Raw genomic sequence first — 24,506 nt, forward strand, 5'->3', positions numbered from 1 at the left:
CAAATTGGAAATCACCAAACCCTGTAGGAGCCGGCTTGCTGGCGAAGGCGTCTGCATGGGCGCTGCAAGGCTTGAGGCCGCCTTCGCTGCGGTGCGGCGATCCGACAAGCCAGCTCCTACAGGATCACCTGCATACCGCTGGATTGTGGAAAATGCCAATCCCTGGAGCTGCCGAAGGCTGCGATCTTTGATCTTTATGTGATGGCCTCAACAGCAACGCATTCATTCAGAAAAAACGCGTTATCGTTTGCGACCATCGCGAGCAAGCTTGCTCCTACACCCCCCACCCGACGGAGACACTCGTGACAGCTCTTACCGCCCGCGACGTTTACCAGGTATTGCGCGACGCCGCCCTGGGCATTCGCCCTATGCAGCGCCTCGGCGATCAGCCCGGGACTGGCCTGGTGCAGGTCGATATCGAAGGCTGGCGCCTGACCCTCGACGTCGACGGCAACCACCTGCGTCACTGCCAGCGCTGCCAGAGCCCGGACGGCCGCGAGGGTGTGTTCGACAGTTGGCAACGCACCGATCCCGTCAGTTTGCTCAGCACCTGGGAGCTGGCGCAGATCGAGCGTCTGTTGACTGAACTCAATACCGCGTTTTGACCGCCTTCCGCTCCGGCTTGTAACGCTGCATCTGCTTCACGTCGTCGCGCTGGCGAATGCTGCAGTCAGGTACCGCGCCGCGCTGGTGGTCGCCGGGCTGGCCAGGGAGGAGATGCGGGTGGAGCTGGTGGTGTACGCGTGCATGGACTGAGCCCGTGCGGGCGGCGGCTCATTGGGGGCGCCGAACCGCCCTCACCTTGCCACTGTTGCCACCGCCGCAGAAAAACCGGTCGGCGCCATCGGACTCAAGTCCCGACACCCCGACGCCATCCGGCAGTTTGAGGCTTTCCAGGACCTCGCCGGTGTGCGGATCGACGCGGCGCAATTCACTCTCGTCCCCTTCCCACGTGCCATGCCACAGCTGCCCTTCGACCCAGGTCACCCCGGTGACGAAGCGGTTGGACTCGATCGTGCGCAAAATCGTCCCGGTTTCGGCATCGATCTGGTGGATTTTCCGATCACGGTAGCGGCCGACCCACAGCGTGCCTTCGGCCCAGGTGAGCCCCGAATCATTACCGCCCCCCGGTGCCGGGATGCTGTTGAGCACCCGCCCGGTCCGCGGGTCGATTTTCTGGATGCGATCGGCGGCGATCTGAAACAGGTACTGGCCGTCGAAAGCCGTGCCCGCGTCGGCGGTGACATCGATCGAGCGCAGGGTCTTGCCGCTTTCCGGGTCCAGGGCGTTGAGTTTTTCGCCGCTGGCGAACCAGACCTGGCGGCCGTCCCAGGTCAGGCCATGGATGGTGTCGACACCGGGAAACGGGCCGTATTCACGCAGTATTTCAGCGGTTGAGCTTTTCATGCTGGCTTCCTCGTCGCGGGTTGATGGCGTTCATCCTAGTCACTCGGCAGTGGCGCCGGGAGTAACAAGGTCGTCGCGAAACCCGGTATCGGCGGGGTCATCCAGCGCCGCGCGCGCCCGCGACCGAACGACTGCACCCTGCCGGCCGCCGCCAGCGCCTCGAGGGTGCGCTGCACGGTGCGCTGACTGGCGCCGAGGGCCAGCGCCAGGGCGGAACTCGACCACGACTCGCCGTCGGCGAGGAAGGCGAACACTGCGGCAAACTTCTCATCGACCGGTGGCGCCAACACCACAACGTCGGCTGACACCAGAGGCACCAGGGCGAATCCGCGCGGGGTCGCCATCACACCGGCCAAGGGCTTGAGCGCCGCCCGCAGCCGGCCGATTTCGACGCGCAACCGGGCGCGATGGGATTCGTCCGTCAGCTTCAAGCGAAAGGCCCCGGCGATCAGCGCTTCGCGCGACACGTCACCGGGCCAGGTCTCGGCCATCATTCTGGCCAGTGTGAACAGCACCGGGCGGGTGGCGAGGGAAACCGACATGCCGGCGCCCCGCACGCCGTAACGACACGCATCCACCACCAGTGACGTTGAGCCCAGCAGCGCTTCGACCTCATCCAGCAACACGGGCCGCTCTTCACCATGGACGATCAGGCGCGCGGCGGGCGAGTCGAGGATGAGCACGGCGTTCTCGACCTCGGCGGTCAGCGCCGGGATAGCGGCCAATTCGGCAGCATGCCTGGCCCGCGCCAGGGCATTGTGCGCCGACTGCGATTGCAGGCGGCGAATGGCAATCCCCGCCACCACCAGTTCATGGGCGGCGCGCAAGACCGGGGGTAGCGGTGCCGGATCGAGCGCGGCCAGCAAGACTTCAGCCTCGTCGAGCTGCCCGATCAACAGCAAGCGCCGAATCTGCAAGTAGCGCGCATGGGCCGCGTTGACCCAATCGCCGTGCGCCTCCAGCGTCACCCGCGCCGCGTCGAGGGCCTTCACCGGCCAGCCCAGGTCCCGCGACGCGAGAGCGATCTCGGCCTCGGCGACCACGCACCGTGCCCGGGCCACCGCCTCTTTCGGCCCAAAGGCACGCGCCGCACTTTTCACCAGCGCCTTGGCCCGCACCAGATCGCCGAGCTGCGCCATGGCGATGCCCCGAAGTGCGAGCGCCGGCGCGTCGTCACGCAACGCCACCCGATCCAGCGCCCCGAGCGGATCACCCGCCGCCAGCGCACGCGCCGCCGCGGTGATCAATGAGTCCATGTGCAGTGCGCCATAGTTGTCACTCCTGACGAGCGATATCCGGGGTTTAGTCTGATTCACGGAGTAAAGCATTCGCCGGTCCGCGCTATGGGGTTTTTAGGTGAAAGATTCTGCCTATCACCCCCGAATACTCCACCTATTAGCTGACTCCCGCACTCGGGTCTAACCTTAATCCAGCGCTGGCATTATAAGCTGGCCGGTTTAGCGCTGATCAGGAAACACCGAATGAGTCCGAAGCTTGACTAGGGCACCCGTGGGCCACCGCGCAGGCAACTCGATTGCCGCTGTTCAGAATTCCCGTGTGGTCAAGACAATCAGTTGATCAAACTGCTGGCCCTGCCGCCTAAGTCATTGATTTTGCTCGTCGCTATTGCGCGCCCATACCGGGCCGGATAGCCGGATGAACACGACCTAAAGGTAGCTCACACATGGCAAACGAATCGAAATGCCCGTTCAACCACGCCGCTGGCGGTGGCACGACGAACCGCGACTGGTGGCCGAACCAACTGAATCTGAAGATCCTGCACCAGCACTCGTCCCTGACCGAGCCCATGGACGAAGGCTTCAATTACGCCGAAGCATTCAAAAGCCTGGACTTTGCGGCGCTCAAGCAAGACCTGCATGCACTGATGACCGATTCACAAGAATGGTGGCCGGCGGATTTCGGTCACTACGGGCCCCTTTTCATTCGCATGTCCTGGCACGCCGCCGGTACCTATCGCACCGGTGATGGCCGCGGCGGTGCGGGTTCCGGTCAACAGCGCTTCGCGCCACTCAACAGCTGGCCGGACAACGTCAGCCTCGACAAGGCGCGCCGGCTGCTGTGGCCGATCAAGCAAAAATATGGCCGCAACATTTCCTGGGCTGACCTGATCGTCCTGACCGGCAACGTCGCGCTGGAGTCCATGGGCTTCAAGACCTTCGGTTTTTCCGGCGGTCGCAAGGACGTCTGGGAACCGGATGAAGACGTTTACTGGGGTTCGGAAAACAAATGGCTCGGCGGCGACACCCGCTATGGCAAGGAAAACGAGCCCATGCAAGAGCCCGGCGAAGGCCCGCTGGTGGCCGAGCCTGGGGAAAACGAGGAGAGCCGCACCGAGCAGGGGCGCAACCTGGAAAACCCGCTCGCGGCGGTGCAGATGGGTCTGATCTACGTCAACCCGGAAGGCCCCGAGGGCAACCCGGATCCGCTCGCCGCGGCGAAGGACATCCGCGAAACCTTCGCTCGCATGGCCATGAATGATGAAGAAACCGTGGCGCTGATCGCCGGCGGCCATGCCTTTGGCAAAACCCATGGCGCCGGGCCTGCCGACAATGTCGGCGCCGAACCCGAAGCCGCCGGCCTCGAACAACAGGGCCTGGGCTGGAAGAGCACCTTCGGCACCGGCAAAGGCGGCGACACCATCACCAGCGGGCTGGAAGTGACCTGGACCACCACGCCCACCCGGTGGAGCAACAATTACCTGGAAAACTTGTTCGGTTTCGAGTGGGAACTGAGCAAAAGCCCGGCCGGGGCGAACCAGTGGGTCGCGAAAAACGGTGCCGGTGCCGGCATCATTCCCGATGCCCACGACCCGTCGAAACGGCGTAATCCAACGATGCTGACCACCGACCTGTCGCTGCGCTTCGACCCCATCTATGAACCGATCTCCCGGCGCTACCTGGAAAATCCGGATCAACTGGCCAACGCGTTCGCCCGCGCCTGGTTCAAACTGATCCACCGTGACATGGGTCCACTGTCGCGCTACCTCGGCCCGGAACTGCCCAACGAAGAGCTGCTGTGGCAAGACCCGATTCCAGCGGTCGACCACCCCTTGGTCAACGACAGCGACGTTGCCGCACTCAAAAGCAAACTCCTGGCGTCGGGCCTGACGGTCTCGCAGCTGGTATCAACCGCCTGGGCGGCGGCTTCCACCTTCCGCGGCTCCGACAAACGCGGCGGCGCCAACGGTGGCCGCCTGCGTCTGGCCCCGCAGAAGTTCTGGCAGGCCAACCAGCCTGAGCAACTGGCGAACGTGCTGGCGAAACTCGAGAGCATCCAGAGCGAGTTCAACAGCGGCGGCAAGAAGATCTCGCTGGCGGACCTGATTGTCCTGGGCGGCAGCGCCGGTATCGAACAGGCGGCGAAAAATGCCGGCCACAACGTCACGGTACCGTTCACACCAGGACGGATGGACGCCTCGCAAGAGCAGACGGACGTGGAATCCTTCGGTTTCCTCGAACCTGTTGCCGATGGTTTCCGCAACTACCTCAAGTCCCGCTACCGCGTACCCGCCGAGGCCTTACTGATCGACAAGGCACAACAGCTGACCCTCAGTGCACCGGAAATGACCGCGCTCCTCGGCGGCCTGCGCGTGTTGAACATCAACGCCGGACAAACCCGGCACGGTGTGTTCACCCAGCAGCCGGAAGCGTTGACCAACGACTTCTTCAAGAACCTGCTGGATATGGGCGTGGAATGGAAGCCGGTCTCGGAGGCTAATGAGGAATTTGAAGGAAGGGATCGTAAAACCGGTGAAGTGAAGTGGACCGGGACCCGTGTCGATCTGGTCTTCGGCTCGAACTCGCAGCTGCGAGCATTGGCCGAATTCTATGCAAGCGGCGATTCGAAGGAGAAGTTCGTCAAGGACTTCGTTGCAGCCTGGACCAAGGTGATGAACCTGGATCGCTTCGATCTCAAATAACTCAAAGGTACTGCTGAAAACCCGCAGCGCCTCCCTCTGTGGAGGCGTTGTGCTTTTGGGCTGGCGAGGGTTTCAACGCATTGAACCTGGCGCACTTGCTGATCGGCTCGAAACTCAAGGAGGTGTGATCGGCATCGGCACTGCGGGAAGGTCTAAATGGGAGAGATAGTGGCAAGCGCGCCGATCAAAATGGTCAACACCAGAAATCCACCCAGGAAAAATGCCATCTTGCCCATTGTGCCTCCTACATTATGAGTTTGCGGTGCAGTAGCTGACGAAACTGCGGACCGTGCCGTCATTGTGAGCCGCGGACGCTGTGCATTACAGCAGCAGATGGCGCAGGAAAATACGGATCAGATCCCCCCAGCTCAAGGACACCACAAACATTGCTGTCACGCCCGGGACCTGTAGGAGCGAGGCTTGCCCGCGAAGGCGTCCTAAAGGTCGATGGGTATGCTTGACCGTGTACATATCCAAGCAAAAGCGAGGCCGTCTACCGGCCGACCTGGCTCTCTGATCCGCACGCAATCCAAATTGTGGGAGCGAGCCTGCTCGCGAAGGCGGCTGACAACCAACCAATCTACTTCGACCCTACTCAATTCCCACTGTAGATACCGTCTTGAACCTCACCTATTCCTGCGGATCAACCTGATCCAACACCCGATTCACCGACAACTCCGCCAACGAAATCATCTGCTGAATCGCCAATGCCAAATTACATTTCGGACCTTCAAGGATGAACGCCAATTCACTGGCCATGACACTGGCTGAGGCAAGGGTTTCACAGGCGTGAACCAGGAGGGTCTCGCTATTTACGGTGGGGACAATGGTGAAGATGGGATTGGGACGACGCCCAGCCATGGCTGGCTTGCGGGATGGAGACACTGGATCGGTTTCTGTGCAGCCGTCCGTATCCGGCGGATTTGGCGTTACCTTGAACATTGTGAAGTTCCTATGAAAGTGAGCCCCTCCCTATCCGCTACCACGCAAAATAAGGAGACGGCTGTACACAGGGTGGTAGACCGGTCATAGGAACCCGGCAGGCCGAAGCCTCCCATGCACAGCCGCCACAAAGCAGCCAGCACAAAAAAACGCCCTGAGGCGTTCTGGGTCTATGAAGTAACCGGGCTACCACACCCGTTCGCTGAATTGGCAGCGACGGGAGGAAGGTTAGCGGGGCGACCTCCGAAGCGCAAGCCTAGAAAACGTAGGAAAAATCCGAATTTTTCCGGACTTTTACAAACATGCAAGTTGCAACGCCAACCTGGGAATGACAAATAGACCCATCCCTTTCCGGTCCCTTTTCCCGTTTTTTTGGTCTTATTATTGAAAATACTCCGACCTTATCGACTCTGATTTTTTCCGTATTTCCTTCATTGCAGACGCATAATTAGCCTCCAACCCACGGCGAAACTCCACAGCATGCGGGTGATGCTCACGCCATTCTTTAGGTACATCAGGAGCACGTCCCTTTTCAATAATTTTATTCACCTTATCTTGATTGAATCCGCGAGCATAATCGGCATCCATTATTTCCTCCAAAAATCTGAGATTATTTGATTGAGGATGATTACTGGCTGCCTCCAGCTGATTAAAGAAAAACTCACTGTCTCTTTGCATGGGTTCACTATATTCAAGGTCAACCAATTCATTGCGCTTAGCTATAGCCTCTTCGGGCTTTATCGGACCATTCGAACGTTGTTTTAATTTAAGAGCTTCTGGCTGCCCCCTCCCCCTATTGAGCCAAATTGCATTATGCTCTTTAACAAACATTAATTCATTGACGCCTCCCGCTGGCGTTTTTAAATTTCCCGCATTTTCTAAAATTTTCCTCTTGGCAACCGATCTACCAAAACTAATAATCGCTCCTGAAACATGCCCTGTCGGGTCGTACCTATTAACGGGATCCCCCAAACAATACGCATACGAATTCAATCCTCCCCGCCCAAACGGACTTAAACTGTCCGGGCTATTAAATCGCATCAGCACCGGGTTATACGCCCGATACCCGTTCCCCAATAAATAGTGTCCAGTAACAGGATCCGGCCGTTGGCCGTTGAAGCCCAACAAACTGGCCAACCCGCTTTCGCCCCGGTGACCATAGGGTGAATAGGCGATGGGTTTCGGCGCAGGGTTTTTATCGAGGGTATGCAGCACCGAACGTTGCTGATCGGTCGCCATCAGCGCGTTATCAAATACATCATCCACACGTCGCTGCTGTGCAAGCAGTTGGTCGTCGTGTTGGAAGATCGAATGCTGCATCTCCCCTTGAATTTCGGTCGCCAGACGGCTTTTGCAGTAGAACCGTTGAAGTTTGGGCGTATCCGGTTGGGCGTGATCGATCAGTCGATCCAGCGGATCGTAGCCGTAGAGGCAAAGCAAGCGTGGCTGCTGAGAAGACATTGAAGACTCCGAGCTTAGGTCTGGGAGTTTGAGTATCTGCCGGGTGAGCCGAACTGAGAACTATCAGAACTGTTAGGTTCAACGGCTTTGAGATCGCCTACGCTTCACAGCAAATTCTCTTCTTTGTAGTTCAATCCAGTGGGTAGTTGAAAAAGCGGGACTCAAAAAACGGGACTACTGAAAAAGCGTGAAAAAAGAAAAAGCGGGACCGAAAAAGCGGAAAAAGGGAAAAAGGGAAAAAGGGAAAAAGGGAAAAAGCGGGACTGATTTATTTTTGAAAAAGCAGGACTGATTTATTTTGGACTTTAATAAATCCGACCCCTTTCCTCTTTCCTGGACCCCTTTCCTGCCTTTTCCTGACCCCTTTTCCAACCCTTTTCCCGAGCGGCAAGCCTGGTATGTGTAGGAAAGCTCCGAGGATGAGCCAAGTAGCTGTGCTTTACTCGCTCATGCCAAGCAGTTTTTCGAGGCTCATGATGAAAACCACTGACAAGTCGGATGACCCGTCGATTGCTGCACCAATCGAGAAGACGTCAACCGTCAACGTCTGGCGTACTATGCCTGGCGGCATCTGGGCGTTGGGCTTCGTCTCGATGCTGATGGACATCTCCTCAGAGATGATCCATGCGCTGTTGCCGCTCTACATGGTGACAGTACTGGGTACCTCCGTTCTGGCGGTGGGGCTCATCGAAGGCATAGCCGAGGCTACGGCCTCGATCACCAAGGTATTTTCCGGGGCACTCAGTGATCGCTTGGGCAAGCGCAAACTGCTCGCGGCGCTGGGCTATGGGCTGGCGGCGCTGTCCAAACCGATCTTTCCATTGGCGGGCTCGCTGGACTGGCTGACCGGGGCTCGCTTTATCGACCGTATTGGCAAAGGCATTCGCGGCGCCCCGCGCGATGCGTTGGTGGCCGACATCACGCCACCCGCGATACGGGGGGCGGCTTTCGGCCTGCGCCAGACCCTGGATACCGTTGGCGCATTCCTGGGACCGTTGCTGGCGATCGGATTGATGTGGCTGACCGCGAACCACTTCCAGACGGTGTTCTGGGTGGCCGTCATCCCGGCCTTCCTTGCCGTCGCGGTGCTGCTGGTGTTCGTTCATGAGCCCGGACCAGTGGAAGGGACGCACCGGGTGCGTGCGCCTTTGAGCCGGCGTGAATTGGCCCGACTGGGCGCTGGCTATTGGTGGGTGGTGGGTGTCGCTGCGGTGTTCAGCCTGGCGCGTTTCAGTGAAGCCTTTCTGATTCTGCGCGGTCAGGCCGTCGGGCTGTCGCCGATGTGGGCGCCAGCGGTGCTTGTGCTGATGGGGGTGGCGTACTCACTGTCAGCCTATCCCGCCGGGGTCTTGTCTGATCGTGTCAGCCGCGTGGCGGTGCTCGGCGCAGGTTTGATATTGCTGATTGCTGCCGACCTGACTCTGGCGTTCGCGCCGGGTATCGATGGCCTGGTCGTCGGCGTCATTCTATGGGGGCTGCACATGGGGTTTACCCAAGGAATATTCGCCGCCCTGATCGCCGATTGCGCGCCGGCTGAACTGCGCGGGACAGCATTTGGCATGTTCAATCTGTTGACCGGGTTGGCCTTGCTGCTGGCCAGTGTGGTCGCTGGGGCGTTGTGGGACAAGGTAGGCTTCCAAGGCACCTTCCTGATGGGAGGGGGCTTTGCTGTTCTGACTTTGCTGGGATTGTGGGTGATAGCCCACAAAAAAGCCCACTGACCGTTTCCGGTTCAGCGGGCTTTTTCGATCAGGCCTCTACTTACAAAGCCATATCGCTAGCAGCATTCTCTTTCACTGCCTTAGGCTTTTCAGTCGCGGCAGGTGCAGCAGGAACAGCCACCTGCCCCATCACCGGCGGCGGAGTCAGCTCCAACACCTTAGCGGTATAAGCCCACTCTTCAGCCACCTTCTCAGGGCTACCATTCAACTGCGTGCCATAACTCGGCACGATCTGATGCAGCTTCTCCTGCCACGCCGGGGAAGCCACCTTGTCCTTGAACACTTTCTGCAGCACGGTCAGCATGATCGGCGCAGCAGTCGAAGCACCTGGCGATGCACCCAGCAAACCGGCAATAGTGCCGTCTTGCGACGCAACAATCTCGGTACCCAGCTTCAGCACGCCGCCGGCGGCTTCATCACGCTTGATGATCTGCACGCGCTGGCCGGCTTGCCACAGGCGCCAGTCTTCGGCCTTGGCGTTCGGGAAGTATTCTTTCAGGGCGTCGAGGCGGTCTTCGTCCGACAGCATCAGCTGGCCGGCAAGGTACTCGACCAGCGGGTATTCCTTGATGCCGACCTTGGTCATTGGCCACACGTTGTGCGTGGTGGTGGTGCTCAGCAGGTCCAAGTACGAGCCTTCCTTGAGGAACTTGGTGCTGAAGGTCGCGAATGGGCCAAACAGGATGACGCGCTTGCCGTCCAGGACACGGGTGTCCAGGTGCGGAACCGACATCGGCGGTGCGCCAACGGAAGCTTTGCCGTAGGCCTTGGCCAGGTGTTGCTCGGCGAGGGTCGGGTTTTCGGTGACGAGGAACGAGCCGCCTACCGGGAAGCCTGCGTATTCCTTGGCTTCAGGAATGCCGGACTTCTGCAGCAGGTGCAGGGCACCGCCGCCGGCACCGATGAACACGAACTTGGCGTCGGTTTCGGATTTTTTGCCGTCTTTGAGGTTTTTGTAGCTGACGCGCCAGCTGCCGTCGTCGTTCCGGGTGATGTCCTGCACTTCGCTGGACAGTTTCAGGTCGAATTTCGGTGTGGTTTGCAGGTGCGCGACGAACTGGCGGGTGATTTCGCCGAAGTTGACGTCGGTACCGATCGGGGACCAGGTGGCGGCGATTTTCTGGTTCGGGTCACGCCCTTCCATCATCAGCGGCACCCACTGCTTGATCACCGCCGGGTCTTCGGAGTACTGCATGCCGGCGAACAGCGGGCTCGCTTGCAGGGCTTCGTAGCGCTTTTTCAGGAACTTGATGTTGTCATCGCCCCACACAAAGCTCATGTGCGGCGTGGAGTTGATGAACGAACGCGGGTTTTTCAGCACGCCTTGCTGAACCTGCCAGGCCCAGAACTGACGGGAGATCTGGAAGGCTTCGTTGATTTCAACGGCTTTCGGGATCTGGACGTTGCCCTTGTCGTCTTCCGGGGTGTAGTTCAACTCGGCCAGGGCAGAGTGACCGGTGCCGGCGTTGTTCCAGCCGTTGGAGCTTTCCAGGGCGACGCCGTCGAGGCGCTCGATCATTTCCATCGAGGTGCCGGGTTCCAGCTCATTGAGCCAGACACCCAGGGTCGCGCTCATGATCCCGCCGCCAATCAGCAGCACGTCGACCTTCTTTGCCTCTTCCGCCTGAACGGACGTGATCCCCATCGACAAAGCCAGCCCCAGCAGGGCTGTGTTCATTTTTTTAAACATCTGTTGCACCTATGATAAAACGCCATCCGCCCTTCCATCTTCACTCGCAAGCCCCTTGTTTCACGGCATACAGGCAGATGTCGTGGGTGCTCGCACATGACGATTGGAGGGTGGGCACACAAGGCCGACGTGTTCCATCGACCTCAGTTTATATGTCCCTACTGAACTGGTTTTTTATCTTTATTGGCTTCAGCTACTTGAGCGACAGTGATTCTGTTGGCGGGTCTCGTGGACACGCAAACTGAATAAGTCAAAGCAAGTTATTGCAAAGAATATCACGACATGGCGAACCCGCGCGTCTGTTCCCCACTTGATGGTCCGGGCACGGGCGCCGGGCGCCACTATACTGATCCTGATTTTCCTGGTGAGCCTGTGAGGAACAGTCATGAGCGATAAAGTCGATCTGCGCAAATACTCCTCTCAAGTGGTGGACGGCATAGAGCGCGCCCCCGGCCGCTCCATGCTGCGCGCCGTGGGCTTCACCGACGAGGACTTCAAGAAGCCGCAGATCGGAATCGCCTCGACCTGGGCGATGGTCACGCCGTGCAACATGCACATCGACAAGCTGGCGATCGAAGCGGAAAAAGGCGCGAATGCTGCCGGGGCCAAGGGTGTGATCTTCAATACCATCACCATTTCCGACGGCATCGCCAATGGCACCGAGGGCATGAAGTATTCGCTGGTGTCGCGGGAGGTGATTGCCGATTCCATTGAAGTGGTGGCCGGTTGCGAGGGCTTCGACGGGTTGGTGACCGTGGGCGGTTGCGACAAGAACATGCCGGGCTGCCTGATCGGCATGGCGCGGCTGAATCGCCCTTCCATCTTCGTCTACGGCGGCACCATCCGCCCCGGCGCCGGCCACACCGACATCATTTCCGTGTTCGAAGCCGTAGGCCAGCATGCGCGGGGCGATATCAACGAGATCCAGGTCAAGCAGATCGAGGAAGTGGCAATCCCCGGTCCCGGTTCCTGCGGCGGGATGTACACGGCCAACACCATGGCCTCGGCGATCGAGGCGCTGGGCATGAGCCTGCCGGGTTCCAGCTCCCAGGACGCGGTGGGCAGCGACAAGGCCTCGGACAGTTTCCGCGCCGGTCAGCAGGTGATGGAGCTGCTCAAGCTGGACCTCAAGCCGCGGGACATCATGACCCGCAAAGCCTTTGAAAACGCGATTCGGGTGGTGATCGCCCTGGCCGGCTCGACCAACGCTGTGCTGCACCTGTTGGCCATGGCCCATGCGGTGGATGTCGAGCTGACCCTGGATGATTTCGTCGAGCTGGGCAAGGTGTCCCCGGTGGTGGCCGACCTGCGACCCAGCGGCAAGTACATGATGAGCGAACTGGTGGCCATCGGCGGCATTCAACCGTTGATGAAACGCATGCTGGCTGCCGGCATGTTGCATGGCGATGTGCTGACGGTCACCGGCAAGACCCTGGCCGAAAACCTGGAAAATGTGGCCGACTATCCCGAAGGCCAGGACGTTATCCTGCCCTTCGACCAACCGGTGAAGAAGGACTCGCACCTGGTGGTGCTGCGCGGCAACCTGTCGCCCACCGGTGCGGTGGCCAAGATCACCGGCAAGGAAGGCCTGCGCTTTGAAGGCACAGCCCGGGTGTATCACGGCGAAGAAGGCGCGCTGACCGGCATTCTCAATGGCGAAGTCAAGGCCGGTGACGTGATCGTGATCCGCTACGAAGGCCCCAAGGGCGGACCCGGCATGCGCGAAATGCTCTCGCCGACATCGGCGGTGATGGGCAAGGGCTTGGGCAAGGATGTGGCGCTGATCACCGACGGCCGCTTCTCCGGTGGCTCGCACGGTTTCGTGGTGGGGCACATCACGCCGGAAGCCTTCGAAGGTGGGCCGATTGCGCTGATCGAAGACGGCGACAGGATCACCATCGATGCTGAAACCCGGCAGATCAGCGTCGACGTGTCCGACGCCGTGCTGGCCGAGCGCAAGACCCGCTGGGTACGCCCGGAGTCGAAGTACAAACGCGGGGTGCTGGCCAAGTATGCCAAGACCGTGTCCAGCGCCTCGGAAGGGGCTGTGACGGATAAGTATCTCTAGGAGGTCAGCTTTTTCAGGACTGACGCCTTCGTCGGAACGGCGCCCGGAGCAGGCTCGCTGCGCGGAGGGCTTCTCTGAACGGGTTATCGACTGTGCCGGGCGCTAATTGAAGGCTATTTCCATACGCTCGCTTCTTTACGACATGCGGTCGTCATCGACTGTCAGGGCCCCACACGACCCATCTTAATGCCCGGCTTGCCACAGCACAGCCTCGCGGCCCAGAAGTGCCTGCAATGTCAGCGCGTTGGCCAGCGCAAACCCACTGGCGGTGTTATCGAAGATGCACCAGGTGGTGATGCCCGCCTGCACCGGGTTTTGCACCTGCCGCGCCAGTGCCTCCAATCGGCTCAGGTCGTAGTCGCTGTAATAAATCCGTGGGGAGCCGTGCCAGCGCCAGTAATGAATCCCCGGCCAACCGCCTGGCGTGTCGCCCCCGGTAATGGGCGAGGGATCGGCAGCGACCCGCCCTATTCGCAGCTCGATCAACAAGGCTTGCGCGTCCAGCCAGCTCTCATGCCGTGGTTCGAGTACCACCGGCCCGGCATAACGTTGCCGCAGCGCCAGGAAAAACGCCGCAGCAATGTTTTCGTCATAAGCCAGCGACGGCGGCAACTGCACCAACAGACAACCCAGGGAATCACCCAGCGCCATGCATTGGGACAGAAACTCGTCCAGCAGCGCCTCACAGCCTTGCAAGCGTTGAACATGGGTGATGAGTTTGGGCACCTTGACCGAAAACCGAAACTGCACCGGCACCGACTGCGCCCAGCGCCAATAGGTCTGTGACCGATGCGGGCGATAAAACGAACTGTTGATTTCAACGGCCGTGAGCTGCGAGGCATACCGCTGCAGATGGGTGCCGTGCTCAGGAAACATCGGCCAGTGTTCTCGGGGCAGGCTCCAGCCGGCACAACCGACGTATATCGGCGGGATTTGATTGGGCTCGTTCAATAAAGCACTCATCGATTTGTTCATTCAGGCTTCCTTCTCCTGGATCCGAATAGCCTCCGGCTCCTTGAACTTCGAGAAAAGCTCGCCCTGCAAGTTCGTTTTTTCCGCAACCCATGCTAGGTTGTACGATGACCGATGAGTCAATTGAATGACCATCGCTCCGATCAACCACAACAACAAGGAAACACCCATGAAACGAACCAGACTGCTGATTGGTTTTCTGTGCCTGTTCAGTGGCTACGTAGCGGCCGCCTCTTCCCCAGGCGAGAACGATGTCGCGCAAGCCGTGGACCATCTGACTCAAGCCATGCTCAAGAAAAACATTCCGGAACTGCAAGCACTGACCGCCGAGAACCTCACCTACGGGCATTCCAGCGGCAAGATCCAGGACAAGAAAGAATTCATCGCCGATATCGAAACCGGCAGAAGTGCGTTCAAGACCCTGGAAATGCAAAACCAGACCATCACCCTGTCCGGTGATGTGGCGCTGGTTCGTCACCACTTCTCGGCCCAGGCGCTCAAGGGCACCGAGGTGGTGCCAACGGAAATCGAGAACTTCCAGATCTGGCAGAAACAGAAAGGCCAATGGTTGCTGGTTGGCCGACAAGCTTTCCGCTTCTGATTTCTGTTCGACAAAGGGGACGCGTTTATTTGGGGCGCGTCCCCTTTCTTCATCTCAAAAAAGAGCCTTCATCGCCGACAATTTTGAGCCAAGGCCAGCGAGTCTGATAACTGCGAGCCTTCGCTTCGAACAAATCGGGTTGAGGATTGAGCGGATTGATCCGCAACAGCCCGACGATAGATGAAATCCGTTTGCCGAAAGAGTGAATGCGGTTGTTTAGCCACCCAAACAGCCCGTTGAAGTAACGCGTGTCCTTCTCGATGCTTCAGGGTACGCCCATCCACCGTGCCCACGAAAAAGCCCGCACAAGGCGGGCTTAGTTAGTGAAAGTTGAGTAGGTGGCCAGCGCTGGTCTCTGGCTTACAAGGTTTATCAGGACTCTGACAGAAGAGTTTTGTGCTCTTCTGCTTCACACGGCATAAGGGCTGGATCTCAACGCGGAGATCTTTCTAACCGTGTACCCTTCGGAACGCGCCCCACGTTTCCTCGCTATCCGCTTTGCGCATCAGTCTGCGTCTTCACCTACAACTTCAGAGTAGCAAAAAGCGCGGAGCGCTGGTGGCGATTTTTAGACCGATTTCCTTCATGAAAAACAGCGGCTGGAAGCAAAAATACTATGGCCCGGCCCCCAAGGATGAAAATTGACGTTCACCGGGCTCAAGTAAATACTCGACTGTCTGGCGAGCCCCATCCGGGCGGTACATTCACAGGGCAAAACTCACTACAGGGGACGGACCGCAACATGACGACGCGAACTGAAAAGGCCATTCTGGCTGGCGGTTGCTTCTGGGGCATGCAGGATCTGATCAGGCGCCAACCCGGTGTGCTGTCCACGCGGGTGGGCTACACCGGCGGTGATGTAGACAATGCCACTTATCGCAACCATGGCACCCACGCCGAAGCGATCGAGATCGAGTTCGATCCGCAGCAGATCAGTTACCGCCAGATCCTCGAGTTTTTCTTCCAGATCCACGACCCGACGACGAAGAACCGTCAGGGTAACGATATCGGTCCAAGCTACCGCTCTGCCCTGTTCTATCTCGACGACGAACAGAAGCGCGTGGCCGAAGACACGGTGGCCGACGCCGATGCCTCCGGTCTCTGGCCCGACAAGGTGGTCACCGAGATCGTGCCCGCCGGCCCGTTCTGGGAAGCGGAGCCGGAACATCAGGACTATCTCGAACACTATCCCAATGGCTACACCTGTCATTTCATCCGGCCGAACTGGAAGCTGCCCCAACGCGGGTGATGGTCCTTATGGCAGGCGGGGGCATGGGGACGTGCTCGCGCCTACAGTCCTGCGATCAGGGATCAACCTGACCCATCAGTTCGGCGACCGTTTCCGAGCGATTGGCAAAGCGCTGCGCCAACACCGCACACACCATCAGCTGAATCTGGTGGAACAGCATCAACGGCAGGATCAACACGCCCAGGGTGCTGCCGGCGAACAGCACCTGGGCCATCGGCACACCGGTCGCCAGGCTTTTTTTCGAACCACAGAAGAGGATGGTGATGCGGTCTTCCTGATTGAAGCCAAAAGCTTTGCCCAGCACCGTGGCGATCAGCAGCACCAGCGCCAACAGGATGCAGCAAACCACCACCAGCCCGGCCAGGGCCCACAGCGGAATCTGATGCCAGATGCCTTCGACCACCGCCGCGCTGAAGGCACCGTAGACCACCAGCAGAATCGAGCCCTGATCAACGAACTTCAGCCAGTTTTTGTTGCGCGCCACCCAGCTGCCGATCCAGCGCCGCGCGACCTGCCCGGCAATGAACGGCAGCAACAGTTGCACGCTGATTTTCAGAATTGCATCGAGGGTCGAGCCGCCATCGCCGTGCACATCCAACAGCAAGGTCACCAGCAACGGAGTGAGGAAGATCCCGAACAGGCTGGACGCCGCCGCACTGCAAATCGCCGCCGGAATATTGCCACGGGCCAGAGAGGTGAAAGCAATCGCCGACTGTACGGTGGCGGGGAGCGCACAGAGGTAGAGCATGCCCATGTACAGATCATTGCCGATCAGCGGCGACAACAAGGGTTTGAGCGCCAGGCCGAGCAGCGGGAACAGGACAAAGGTCAGGCCGAACACCAGCAGATGCAGACGCCAGTGACCCGCACCGGCGATGATCGATTCGCGCGACAGCTTGGCGCCATGCAGGAAGAACAACAGGCCGATGGCGAAGTTGGTCAGCCAGCCGAAAGCGACCCCTATCTGACCGCTGGCGGGCAGCACGCTGGCTAAGATGACCACGCCGATCAGGGTCAGGGTGAAGTTGTCGGGCAAGAAGCGAGGGCGGGTCATTAGTATCATCCGGGGCGCCAGGAACGTTGTGACGACTGTAACCTGCCTGCTGATGACCGACTAACGCCAATAAGCCAGTAGATGCCGCCAAAAGGACATGGCAGACGCTTTGTTCTCGTCCCGCAGCAACTGTGGTCCGTCGGAAAGGACGCCGCGACCTGATTCAGGGTTGCTACGCGGGCCCAAAAGGCACAGCGCGCCCCCCATGCCCCTGACAAGTTGCCAGCCAAACCCTTCCGCACTCGGCAGCGGCTATGTATCATCAGCCCGGGCCGGTGCTGCCCGCCGCTCGCTCCCGCAGGGAAAGGTGAAAGCATCTCCATTTTTTCCGAACGCCATCGATTCTCTTGATCGTCGAGGTTTGGCAATGCGAGCACCAAAAAGCCTCGGCTACAGGAGCAACGATGTTTTCAATCGATCAAGCCAAGCAGATGGCCAAGAAGCTGCGTGCCTCGCTGCAAGCACGCAATCAGGAAGTACCTCACTCCACCGCACTTGAACTGGTAGCGCACCAGCTCGGCTACAAGGACTGGAACACCGCGTCAGCGATGCTTGCCCAGGAAAGCACCCCTCCCGCGATTACGTTCGACAAACCCATCCCGATATTGCGGATGTTCGACGAAACCAAGGCGCGTGAGTTCTATCTGGATTTCCTGGGCTTCAGCGTCGAGTTCGAGCACCGGTTCGAAGCGGATCTACCGCTGTACCTGGGGATCAGCCGGGACGGCCTGCAACTGCATCTTTCCGAGCATCATGGCGATGCGAGCCCCGGGTCCACGGTATTTGTGCCCATGCACAATATCGAAGGGCTTCGGGATGAGTTACTTGCCAAGCGCTACGGCTACGGACGCCCGGAGATTGTTCAGCAGGGCTGGGGACAAGTCCTGGAAGTCCACGACCCTTTCGGTAACCGGATTCGGTTCTGCCAAAGCTGATCCTGCCTGGCGGACTGGGCAGGCCCGGTCCGCCCTGGGTTGATTGTCACCCTCGACGATGGGTGCCAATTGGGCCCGAGGCGGTCATTATCGCTTCATTTCGTCTACCCTCACCAAGCGCCCTGCAGCCATCAGCTCGTGCCCGGCGCCTCGATATTCTTGCATTAATGTACCGGAGAATTTCCATGCTCAAACGCCCCCTGGCATTGGCCGTTGGCTTGACCCTGTCTTTTTGCACCCTGCTGGCGCAGGCCGCCGACACCCTGAAAGTCAGCGCGATTCCCGATGAAGCCCCCACCGAACTGTTGCGCAAGTTCAAGCCGCTGGGCACTTATCTGGAACAGCAATTGGGCATGAAGGTCGAGTTCGTGCCCGTGAGCGACTATCCGGCCGTGGTCGAAGCGCTGGCCACCGACCGGATCGACCTGGCCTGGCTGGGCGGTTTCACGTTCGTGCAGGCCCGCCTGAAAACCGGCAATGCCATACCGCTGGTTCAGCGCGAACAGGACGCTCAATTCACCAGCAAGTTCATCACGGCCGACCCGGCCGTCAAGTCGCTGGCCGACCTCAAGGGCAAGACCTTTGCATTTGGCTCGGTATCTTCCACTTCAGGCAGCCTCATGCCGCGCTTTTTCATGCTCAAGGACGGCATCAAGCCGGAAACCTGGTTCAGTCGCGTGGGCTACTCCGGTGCCCATGACGCCACCGTCGCCTGGGTCCAGGCCGGCAAGGTGGACGCCGGGGTACTGAACGCCAGCGTCTGGGAAAAACTGGTCGCCGCCGGCAAGGTCGACACCACCAAAGTCAAAGTGTTTGCCACCACCCCGGCCTACTTCGACTACAACTGGACGGTGCGCGGGACGCTCGACCCGGCGCTGGCGGCCAAGATCAAGGCCGCCTTCCTTGCGCTCGATCCGGCCAAGCCGAAGGACAAGGAGATTCTGGACCTGCAGGCCGCCAGCCGATTCATCGAAACCAGCCCTGAAAACTACAAGGGTATCGAAGAAGCCGCACGCGCCGCCGACCTGCTCAAATGACCTTGCACCTGACCCAGGTCAGCCTCACCCACGCCAACGGCGTCCGGGCGCTGCATGGCGTGGACCTGCACATCGCAGCGCGGGAACAGGTCGCCATCATCGGCCCGTCCGGGGCGGGCAAGTCGAGTCTGCTCAACCTGCTGGCCACTGCCCTGCGACCTGGTAGCGGCGAGCTGCAGGTGCTCGGCGAGCAAGCCTGGCAGCTGTCTGCCCGTCAGCGCCAGCGTCTGCGCGCGCGCATCGGTCTGATCCATCAAGCGCCCCCGCTGCCACCGCGCCAGCGCGTGGTCACCGCGGTCCTGGCCGGAAAGCTGGGGCAGTGGGGCCTGGGCAAGAGCCTGCTGAACCTGCTGCATCCGCTGGATATTCCGGGCGCACGCGCCGCATTGGCCAGGCTGGACCTTGGCGACAAGTTGTTTGCGCAATGCCAGCAACTGTCCGGCGGCCAGCTACAGCGCGTGGGCATCGCCCGGGTGTTGTATCAAGCGCCCGAGGTGTTGCTGGCCGATGAGCCGGTATCGGCGATGGACCCGGTGCTGGCCGAGCACACGCTGTCGGTGCTCTGCCGCCATGCCCGGGAACACCACGTTACCCTGGTCGCCAGCCTGCATGCGGTAGAACTGGCCCTGGCGCACTTTTCGCGAATCATCGGCCTGCGTGATGGACAGATCCTGTTTGACTTGCCGGCCAGCGCCGTCGACCGCGAGTTGCTCGACAAGCTCTACGCCAATGAGCAGCTGCAGTCGTCGCCAGTTCCTCCGGCCCCCTTGGTTGTGCAGATTCCCCGATGCTGAAACGCGATACCCGAGATCCCGCCACCCGCCCCCGCCTGCTCCTCACGCTGCTGGCCCTTGTCCTGCTATGGCCTGGCATCCACTTCAGCGAGTTGGACCTGAGCGTACTGGTAGCCAGTGACAGCCAGAGCGAGATCGGCAAGTTCGTGTCAGCCTTCTGGCCGCCCGCCCATGGCGATGAGTTCATTGAGCTGTTGTTGCAAGCCACCCTGCAGACCCTGGCCATCGCCACGGCCGGCATGGCGTTGGCGTTGCTGTTGGCAGTCCCCGCCAGCCTGCTGGCCAGTCGTGCGCTGTCGCTGTCTGCTGCCTCCCGTGCCGGCCGCCCGGGCTTTTGGGGTGGACTGGTGCGCTGGCCGGTACGCGGTTTACTGATCTTCCTGCGCAGCGTGCCGGAAATCGTCTGGGCCCTGCTGTTCGTGCGCGCCGTCGGCCTCGGCCCGACGGCCGGGGTCCTGGCCATTGCCATTACCTACAGCGGCATGTTGGGCAAGGTCTACGCGGAAATTTTCGAATCGGTCGACCTGCGTCCGGCCCACGCGCTGCTGCAGTCCGGCAGTGGTCGGCTACCGGCCTTTTGCTACGGGATCCTGCCCAATGTCGCTGCGGAGCTGCTGTCGTACACGGTGTACCGCTGGGAATGCGCCATCCGCGCCTCAGTGGTGATGGGCTTCGTCGGTGCCGGCGGCCTGGGCCAGCAAATGGACCTGTCGTTGCGCATGTTCGCCGGCGGTGAAGTGGCCAGTCTGTTACTGACGTTCCTCGTCCTGGTGCTGCTCGCCGATCAACTCAGCCGCCTGCTGCGCTGGAGGCTGGCATGAATCGCCTGTTGAACCTGGTCCTGCTGCTGTGCATCGGCGCTGCGGTCGTCGCTTCGTTCATTTATCTGGGCATCGACCTCGGCGAGCTCGGCGACAGCGGCAACCTGAACCAGATGGGCGCTTATGCCCGGCGTTTTCTCAGCCCGGACCTGAGCCCGGGCCATCTGCAAGCCATCGGCCACGGCGCCCTGGAAACCATTGCCATGTCCGCCCTGGGCACTCTGCTGGCGGCGGTACTGGGCCTGTTTTTGGCATTGCCCGCCGCCGGGCGCTTCGGCTGGCCTTTGCAGAGTGCTTCGCGCCTGGTGCTCAACGCCTTGCGCGCGGTGCCGGAACTGGTGTGGGCCGCGCTGATGGTGCTTGCCGCCGGCCTCGGGCCCAATGCCGGCACACTGGCATTAGCCCTGCACACCACCGGCGTGCTCGGCCGGCTGTTCGCCGAAGCGCTGGAAAATACCCCGCCAGAACCGGCCGAAGCCATCCGCCTGCAGGGCGGCAACGCCGTCTGGGCGTTCTGTTACGGCACCCTGCCCAACCTGTTGCCACAGCTGCTGGCCTACATCCTGTACCGCTGGGAAAACAATATCCGCATGGCCAGTGTGCTCGGCTTCGTCGGCGCCGGTGGCTTGGGGCAAATGCTGTATGTCAGCCTCAGCCTGTTTCAGGAAGCCCAAGCCAGCACGGTGATCCTGGCCATGCTGATCCTGGTATTCGCCGTGGATACATTGAGCAGCTGGAGCCGTCAACGCTGGGTCAAGGCCTGAGGCAAGCGTTCAGCGCAAGGACGTTCAATCATCCTCATGCAACTTGATACCCCGCGCATGCAGCAGATGAGGCACCAGCAGCACCAGCAATGTCAGCGCCAGGAACGCCGCCGATATGGGTTGCGTCAGAAAGACCATCCAGTCCCCCTCGCTGATGGACAAGGCATTGCGCAATTGCTTTTCGGCCATCGGCCCCAGCAGCATGCCCACGATCACCGGGGCGACGGGGAAGTCGAAGCGCCGCATCAGGACCCCGCCCCAACCGATCGCCAGCATCAGCAACAGATCGAAGGAAGAGTGGCGCATGCCGTACACGCCGATGGTGGCGAACACCAGGATGCCGGCGTTCAGGTAAGGCCGGGGGATCTGCAGCAGCTTCACCCAGAGACCCACCAGCGGCAGGTTCAACACCAGCAGTATGACGTTGCCGATGTACAGCGAAGCCACCAGGGTCCAGACCAGGTCGCCCGAGGTCTCGAAGAGCATCGGCCCCGGTTGCAGGTTGTAGTTCTGGAAGGCGGCCAACAGGATCGCCGCGGTGGCGGAGGTGGGAATGCCGAGTGTCAGCAGCGGCACCAGAGAGCCGGTCGCGCTCGCGTTGTTGGCGGCTTCGGGGCCGGCAACACCTTCGATGGCGCCCTCGCCTTTGCTGGCGGCGAATTCTTTCGGGTGTTTGCTGAGTTTGCGTTCGGTCGAATAGGACAGAAACGTCGGAATTTCAGCACCACCGGCCGGGATCGAGCCGAAGGGAAAACCGATCAGTGTTCCGCGCAGCCAGGCGGGAACCGAGCGCTTCCAGTCGGAGCGGGTCATCCATAAAGAGGTCAACCGGTGCCGGCCGGCTGCAGCTTCTTTTTGATAGAGCAGGCTGTACAAGGCCTCCCCCACGGCAAACAAACCGACTGCCACCAGCACCACCTCGATGCCATCCACCAGTTCGGGGACGCCCAAGGTGTACCGGGCAATGCCCGAGGTCGAGTCCAGGCCAATCAAGCCCACGGTCAGGCCGATCCCCAATGAGGCAAAGCCTCGCAGCATCGAGGCCCCCAGTACCGCAGACACGGTGGTGAAGGACAGCACCAGAATCGCGAAATACTCCGCAGGACCGAACTTGAGCGCGAGTTTGGCCACAAGGGGGGCAAACAGGGTCAGCAGTATCGTCGCGATGGTCCCGGCCACGAACGAGCCGATCGCCGCCGTGGCCAAAGCCGGTCCCGCTCGACCGTTGCGGGCCATGAGATTGCCTTCCAGGGCCGTGACCATGGACGATGATTCACCGGGGGTATTGAGCAGAATGGACGTGGTCGAACCGCCGAATTGAGCGCCGTAATAGATACCGGCAAACATGATCAGCGCCCCGGTGGGATCGACCTTGGCGGTGATCGGCAACAGCAAGGCCACCGTCAGTGCCGGCCCGATGCCCGGCAGGACACCAATCGCAGTGCCCAGCAAACAGCCGATAAACCCCCACATCAGATTGATCGGCGTCAGTGCCGAGGAAAATCCCATCGCCAGGCTTGCGAGAATGTCCACCGTATCGATCTCCTTCGGCCCGGTTCAGATCCAGGCGTTGACCAGGGGCGGCAGGGAAACCCCCAGCCCGGCGTTGAACAGCCAGTAAATCGGCAGGGTCAGGGCCATGCCGATGGCGAGATCGCGCACTGGACGGCGGCTGCCGAAACCCCGTGCCGAACAGGCAAACAACAACGCGGCCGCCAACACGAAGCCGATGAAGTTGATGAGCAACGCCACCCCCAGAAGACCCGCCGTCACCCAGGCCGCACCGGCTTTTCCGTCCGGTACGACGCCAGCCGTCCCATCGGTGTCGTCTGCCAGTTCGCGAAAGCCACCCGTGACCGCTTGATAGCTGAGCAACAGGCCTACGGCGCCAAGGAATGCCGCTACGGCATAGGGATAGACGTGCGCCCCGAGGATGACGAACCCCATCTCGGGGGGAAACCGATAGGCGCCAAACGCCAACACGGCGCTAACGGCAATCACACCGATGCCAATCGCCAGTTGCGTCGGCACAATCGTGCGAGGCTGAGTCATTTCGCAACCAGCCCGACCTCGACCAGCATCGCCCGCAGCCGCACGTGCTCTTCGTCGACGAATTTGCCGAACTCATCGCCGGTCAGGACGTTGGGTGACCATTTGTTGGTGTCGATATTGTCTTTCCAGACTTTGCTGTTGGTAGCGGCCACGACCGCGTCGGTCACTTCCTTGCGCTGCTCTGGCGTGAGGCCCGCGGCGCCGTAAACGCCACGCCAATTGCCGATCGTCACGTCATAGCCACTCTCTTTGAGCGTCGGCGCATCGATGCCGGCCACACGCTCCGGCGCGCCGATAGCCAGTACCCGGAACTGGCCGTTCCTGATGTATTGGCCAAGTTCGGCATAACCACCGGTGATCACCTTGATCTGGCCGCCCAAGGCCTGGGCCACGACTTCACCGCCACCGGCGAAGGCGACGTAATTCACCTTGTTGACCGGCACACCCATTTTGCCCGCCAGCTCGGCAATCCCGATGTGATCGATCGAACCCTTGGAACCACCGCCCCAGGCGATACTGGTCGGCTTGTCTTTAAAGGCTTTGAGCAAGTCCTCCAGGGTCTTGAATTCGGACTCCTTGCGCACGGCGAGCACGTTGTATTCGGTGAACAGCCGGGCGATCGGTGTCACGTCCTTCAAGGTGATTTGCGGCTTGTTCTGTTCAATGGCCGTGACCATGATCGCGCCGACCACCAGCAGCGCATTCGGATCGCCTTTGGTGCTGTTGGCGAACTGCGCCAGCCCCAGGGTCCCCCCTGCTCCGCCCTTGTTCTCGAAGGTGGTGGATTTCGCCGCTTTGGCCTCGACCAAGGCTTTGCCCAACACCCGTGCGGTCTGGTCATAACCGCCGCCCACGGAGCCTGGGGCCATGAACTTGACGGTGTCCAGCGCAAAGGCCGGTGCGGCAAGGGCCGCAGCAGCAATGCCGGCTGCAAGGTAACGATTGAATCGATGGAACAAAGCGGACATGAGTTGTCTCCCGATTGCATTATTTTTATC

21 protein-coding genes and 1 pseudogene are annotated in these 24,506 nt (G+C 60.4%); 11 read left to right on the forward strand and 11 right to left on the reverse strand.

The features are described from left to right. Positions 1-302 precede the first annotated feature (302 nt). Positions 303-605, forward strand: coding sequence for a DUF7693 family protein (locus tag F8N80_RS16395; protein WP_150749225.1), 303 nt, complete (start codon positions 303-305; stop codon positions 603-605). Positions 606-774: 169 nt separating this feature from the next. Here the strand turns inward: F8N80_RS16395 and F8N80_RS16405 are convergent, their stop codons facing one another. Together F8N80_RS16405 and F8N80_RS16410 are read right to left on the reverse strand one after the other, a co-directional pair. Beyond that, the gene (locus F8N80_RS16405; RefSeq protein WP_150749226.1) at positions 775-1,407 is read right to left on the reverse strand and encodes a Vgb family protein; all 633 of its coding nucleotides are present in this window, start codon (positions 1,405-1,407) and stop codon (positions 775-777) included. Positions 1,408-1,442: 35 nt separating this feature from the next. Continuing rightward, a complete protein-coding gene (locus F8N80_RS16410; protein WP_150784291.1) occupies positions 1,443-2,663 on the reverse strand; it encodes a helix-turn-helix domain-containing protein in 1,221 nt (406 codons plus the stop codon). 428 nt (positions 2,664-3,091) lie between these two features. On the opposite strand from F8N80_RS16410, the gene katG reads away from it, so the two are divergent. Then, positions 3,092-5,347: a catalase/peroxidase HPI gene (gene katG / locus F8N80_RS16415; RefSeq protein WP_150747540.1), complete on the forward strand. Its 2,256-nt coding sequence runs from the start codon at positions 3,092-3,094 to the stop codon at positions 5,345-5,347. Between the two features lie 630 nt (positions 5,348-5,977). On the opposite strand, the gene F8N80_RS16420 is transcribed toward katG, so the two are convergent. Together F8N80_RS16420 and F8N80_RS16425 are read right to left on the reverse strand one after the other, a co-directional pair. Then, positions 5,978-6,289 carry a DUF6124 family protein gene (locus tag F8N80_RS16420; RefSeq protein ID WP_150747541.1) on the reverse strand — a complete coding sequence of 104 codons (312 nt, stop codon included), beginning with the start codon at positions 6,287-6,289 and terminating at the stop codon, positions 5,978-5,980. A gap of 381 nt (positions 6,290-6,670) precedes the next feature. Further along, positions 6,671-7,750 carry an RHS repeat-associated core domain-containing protein gene (locus tag F8N80_RS16425; RefSeq protein WP_150747542.1) on the reverse strand — a complete coding sequence of 360 codons (1,080 nt, stop codon included), beginning with the start codon at positions 7,748-7,750 and terminating at the stop codon, positions 6,671-6,673. Between the two features lie 557 nt (positions 7,751-8,307). On the opposite strand from F8N80_RS16425, the gene F8N80_RS16430 reads away from it, so the two are divergent. Then, positions 8,308-9,471: an MFS transporter gene (locus F8N80_RS16430; protein ID WP_224790706.1), complete on the forward strand. Its 1,164-nt coding sequence runs from the start codon at positions 8,308-8,310 to the stop codon at positions 9,469-9,471. Positions 9,472-9,511: 40 nt separating this feature from the next. On the opposite strand, the gene mqo is transcribed toward F8N80_RS16430, so the two are convergent. Next, positions 9,512-11,161: a malate dehydrogenase (quinone) gene (gene mqo / locus F8N80_RS16435; protein ID WP_150747544.1), complete on the reverse strand. Its 1,650-nt coding sequence runs from the start codon at positions 11,159-11,161 to the stop codon at positions 9,512-9,514. A 385-nt stretch (positions 11,162-11,546) separates the two neighbouring features. On the opposite strand from mqo, the gene ilvD reads away from it, so the two are divergent. After that, positions 11,547-13,229, forward strand: coding sequence for a dihydroxy-acid dehydratase (gene ilvD / locus F8N80_RS16440; protein WP_150747545.1), 1,683 nt, complete (start codon positions 11,547-11,549; stop codon positions 13,227-13,229). Positions 13,230-13,412: 183 nt separating this feature from the next. Here ilvD and F8N80_RS16445 read toward each other — a convergent pair whose 3' ends face one another. Next, positions 13,413-14,204 carry a DUF72 domain-containing protein gene (locus tag F8N80_RS16445; RefSeq protein ID WP_224790705.1) on the reverse strand — a complete coding sequence of 264 codons (792 nt, stop codon included), beginning with the start codon at positions 14,202-14,204 and terminating at the stop codon, positions 13,413-13,415. 166 nt (positions 14,205-14,370) lie between these two features. Between F8N80_RS16445 and F8N80_RS16450 the strand changes: the two genes are divergently transcribed. Further along, on the forward strand, positions 14,371-14,802 hold the full coding sequence (locus F8N80_RS16450; protein ID WP_150747546.1) for a nuclear transport factor 2 family protein: 432 nt from the start codon (positions 14,371-14,373) through the stop codon (positions 14,800-14,802). Between the two features lie 49 nt (positions 14,803-14,851). On the opposite strand, the pseudogene F8N80_RS32190 reads toward F8N80_RS16450, so the two are convergent. Then, positions 14,852-14,974 (reverse strand): annotated as a pseudogene (locus tag F8N80_RS32190) (nucleotidyltransferase family protein); the annotation flags it as partial. A 570-nt stretch (positions 14,975-15,544) separates the two neighbouring features. Between F8N80_RS32190 and msrA the strand changes: the two are divergent. Then, the gene (gene msrA / locus F8N80_RS16455) at positions 15,545-16,051 is read left to right on the forward strand and encodes a peptide-methionine (S)-S-oxide reductase MsrA (RefSeq protein ID WP_150747547.1); all 507 of its coding nucleotides are present in this window, start codon (positions 15,545-15,547) and stop codon (positions 16,049-16,051) included. A gap of 55 nt (positions 16,052-16,106) precedes the next feature. Here msrA and F8N80_RS16460 read toward each other — a convergent pair whose 3' ends face one another. Then, entirely contained in the window at positions 16,107-17,105 is a 999-nt protein-coding gene (locus F8N80_RS16460) for a bile acid:sodium symporter family protein (RefSeq protein ID WP_150747548.1), read from the reverse strand. A 404-nt stretch (positions 17,106-17,509) separates the two neighbouring features. Here F8N80_RS16460 and F8N80_RS16465 point away from each other — a divergent pair, with 404 nt between their 5' ends. The 5 genes from F8N80_RS16465 to phnE all read left to right on the forward strand — a co-directional run bounded on the left by F8N80_RS16465 (position 17,510) and on the right by phnE (position 21,456). Then, the gene (locus F8N80_RS16465) at positions 17,510-18,040 is read left to right on the forward strand and encodes a glyoxalase superfamily protein (RefSeq protein ID WP_150747549.1); all 531 of its coding nucleotides are present in this window, start codon (positions 17,510-17,512) and stop codon (positions 18,038-18,040) included. 185 nt (positions 18,041-18,225) lie between these two features. Continuing rightward, positions 18,226-19,077: a putative selenate ABC transporter substrate-binding protein gene (locus F8N80_RS16470; RefSeq protein ID WP_150747550.1), complete on the forward strand. Its 852-nt coding sequence runs from the start codon at positions 18,226-18,228 to the stop codon at positions 19,075-19,077. After that, positions 19,074-19,871: a phosphonate ABC transporter ATP-binding protein gene (locus F8N80_RS16475; protein ID WP_150747551.1), complete on the forward strand. Its 798-nt coding sequence runs from the start codon at positions 19,074-19,076 to the stop codon at positions 19,869-19,871. The genes F8N80_RS16470 and F8N80_RS16475 overlap by 4 nt, the downstream gene beginning before the upstream one ends. Further along, entirely contained in the window at positions 19,865-20,692 is an 828-nt protein-coding gene (locus F8N80_RS16480; RefSeq protein WP_150747552.1) for a PhnE/PtxC family ABC transporter permease, read from the forward strand. The genes F8N80_RS16475 and F8N80_RS16480 overlap by 7 nt, the downstream gene beginning before the upstream one ends. Further along, complete coding sequence (gene phnE / locus F8N80_RS16485) at positions 20,689-21,456, forward strand: phosphonate ABC transporter, permease protein PhnE (RefSeq protein WP_150747553.1); 768 nt, start codon at positions 20,689-20,691, stop codon at positions 21,454-21,456. Before F8N80_RS16480 ends, phnE begins: the two co-directional genes overlap by 4 nt. A gap of 24 nt (positions 21,457-21,480) precedes the next feature. Here phnE and F8N80_RS16490 read toward each other — a convergent pair whose 3' ends face one another. From F8N80_RS16490 to F8N80_RS16500, 3 genes are read right to left on the reverse strand one after another with little or no spacing between them, the layout of a single operon-like run. Next, positions 21,481-22,989, reverse strand: coding sequence for a tripartite tricarboxylate transporter permease (locus tag F8N80_RS16490; RefSeq protein ID WP_150747554.1), 1,509 nt, complete (start codon positions 22,987-22,989; stop codon positions 21,481-21,483). A 24-nt stretch (positions 22,990-23,013) separates the two neighbouring features. Further along, positions 23,014-23,508, reverse strand: a complete 495-nt coding sequence (locus F8N80_RS16495; protein WP_150747555.1) for a tripartite tricarboxylate transporter TctB family protein — start codon at positions 23,506-23,508, stop codon at positions 23,014-23,016. Continuing rightward, positions 23,505-24,476 carry a tripartite tricarboxylate transporter substrate binding protein gene (locus F8N80_RS16500; RefSeq protein ID WP_150747556.1) on the reverse strand — a complete coding sequence of 324 codons (972 nt, stop codon included), beginning with the start codon at positions 24,474-24,476 and terminating at the stop codon, positions 23,505-23,507. The genes F8N80_RS16495 and F8N80_RS16500 overlap by 4 nt, the downstream gene beginning before the upstream one ends. Between the last annotated feature and the right edge of the window lie 30 nt (positions 24,477-24,506).

This window comes from Pseudomonas fluorescens (genome assembly GCF_902497995.1).
Taxonomy (GTDB): domain Bacteria; phylum Pseudomonadota; class Gammaproteobacteria; order Pseudomonadales; family Pseudomonadaceae; genus Aquipseudomonas; species Aquipseudomonas fluorescens_BK.

What these genes read in the sequence shown, in the direction of transcription:
- F8N80_RS16405 (WP_150749226.1), bottom strand. Translation starts at nt 1,407, where the DNA reads ATGAAAAGCTCAACCGCTGAAATACTGCGTGAATACGGCCCGTTTCCC.
- F8N80_RS16410 (WP_150784291.1), bottom strand. Translation starts at nt 2,663, where the DNA reads ATGGACTCATTGATCACCGCGGCGGCGCGTGCGCTGGCGGCGGGTGAT.
- katG (WP_150747540.1), top strand. Translation starts at nt 3,092, where the DNA reads ATGGCAAACGAATCGAAATGCCCGTTCAACCACGCCGCTGGCGGTGGC.
- F8N80_RS16420 (WP_150747541.1), bottom strand. Translation starts at nt 6,289, where the DNA reads ATGTTCAAGGTAACGCCAAATCCGCCGGATACGGACGGCTGCACAGAA.
- F8N80_RS16425 (WP_150747542.1), bottom strand. Translation starts at nt 7,750, where the DNA reads ATGTCTTCTCAGCAGCCACGCTTGCTTTGCCTCTACGGCTACGATCCG.
- F8N80_RS16430 (WP_224790706.1), top strand. Translation starts at nt 8,308, where the DNA reads ATGCCTGGCGGCATCTGGGCGTTGGGCTTCGTCTCGATGCTGATGGAC.
- mqo (WP_150747544.1), bottom strand. Translation starts at nt 11,161, where the DNA reads ATGTTTAAAAAAATGAACACAGCCCTGCTGGGGCTGGCTTTGTCGATG.
- ilvD (WP_150747545.1), top strand. Translation starts at nt 11,547, where the DNA reads ATGAGCGATAAAGTCGATCTGCGCAAATACTCCTCTCAAGTGGTGGAC.
- F8N80_RS16445 (WP_224790705.1), bottom strand. Translation starts at nt 14,204, where the DNA reads ATGAACAAATCGATGAGTGCTTTATTGAACGAGCCCAATCAAATCCCG.
- F8N80_RS16450 (WP_150747546.1), top strand. Translation starts at nt 14,371, where the DNA reads ATGAAACGAACCAGACTGCTGATTGGTTTTCTGTGCCTGTTCAGTGGC.
- msrA (WP_150747547.1), top strand. Translation starts at nt 15,545, where the DNA reads ATGACGACGCGAACTGAAAAGGCCATTCTGGCTGGCGGTTGCTTCTGG.
- F8N80_RS16460 (WP_150747548.1), bottom strand. Translation starts at nt 17,105, where the DNA reads ATGACCCGCCCTCGCTTCTTGCCCGACAACTTCACCCTGACCCTGATC.
- F8N80_RS16465 (WP_150747549.1), top strand. Translation starts at nt 17,510, where the DNA reads ATGTTTTCAATCGATCAAGCCAAGCAGATGGCCAAGAAGCTGCGTGCC.
- F8N80_RS16470 (WP_150747550.1), top strand. Translation starts at nt 18,226, where the DNA reads ATGCTCAAACGCCCCCTGGCATTGGCCGTTGGCTTGACCCTGTCTTTT.
- F8N80_RS16475 (WP_150747551.1), top strand. Translation starts at nt 19,074, where the DNA reads ATGACCTTGCACCTGACCCAGGTCAGCCTCACCCACGCCAACGGCGTC.
- F8N80_RS16480 (WP_150747552.1), top strand. Translation starts at nt 19,865, where the DNA reads ATGCTGAAACGCGATACCCGAGATCCCGCCACCCGCCCCCGCCTGCTC.
- phnE (WP_150747553.1), top strand. Translation starts at nt 20,689, where the DNA reads ATGAATCGCCTGTTGAACCTGGTCCTGCTGCTGTGCATCGGCGCTGCG.
- F8N80_RS16495 (WP_150747555.1), bottom strand. Translation starts at nt 23,508, where the DNA reads ATGACTCAGCCTCGCACGATTGTGCCGACGCAACTGGCGATTGGCATC.
- F8N80_RS16500 (WP_150747556.1), bottom strand. Translation starts at nt 24,476, where the DNA reads ATGTCCGCTTTGTTCCATCGATTCAATCGTTACCTTGCAGCCGGCATT.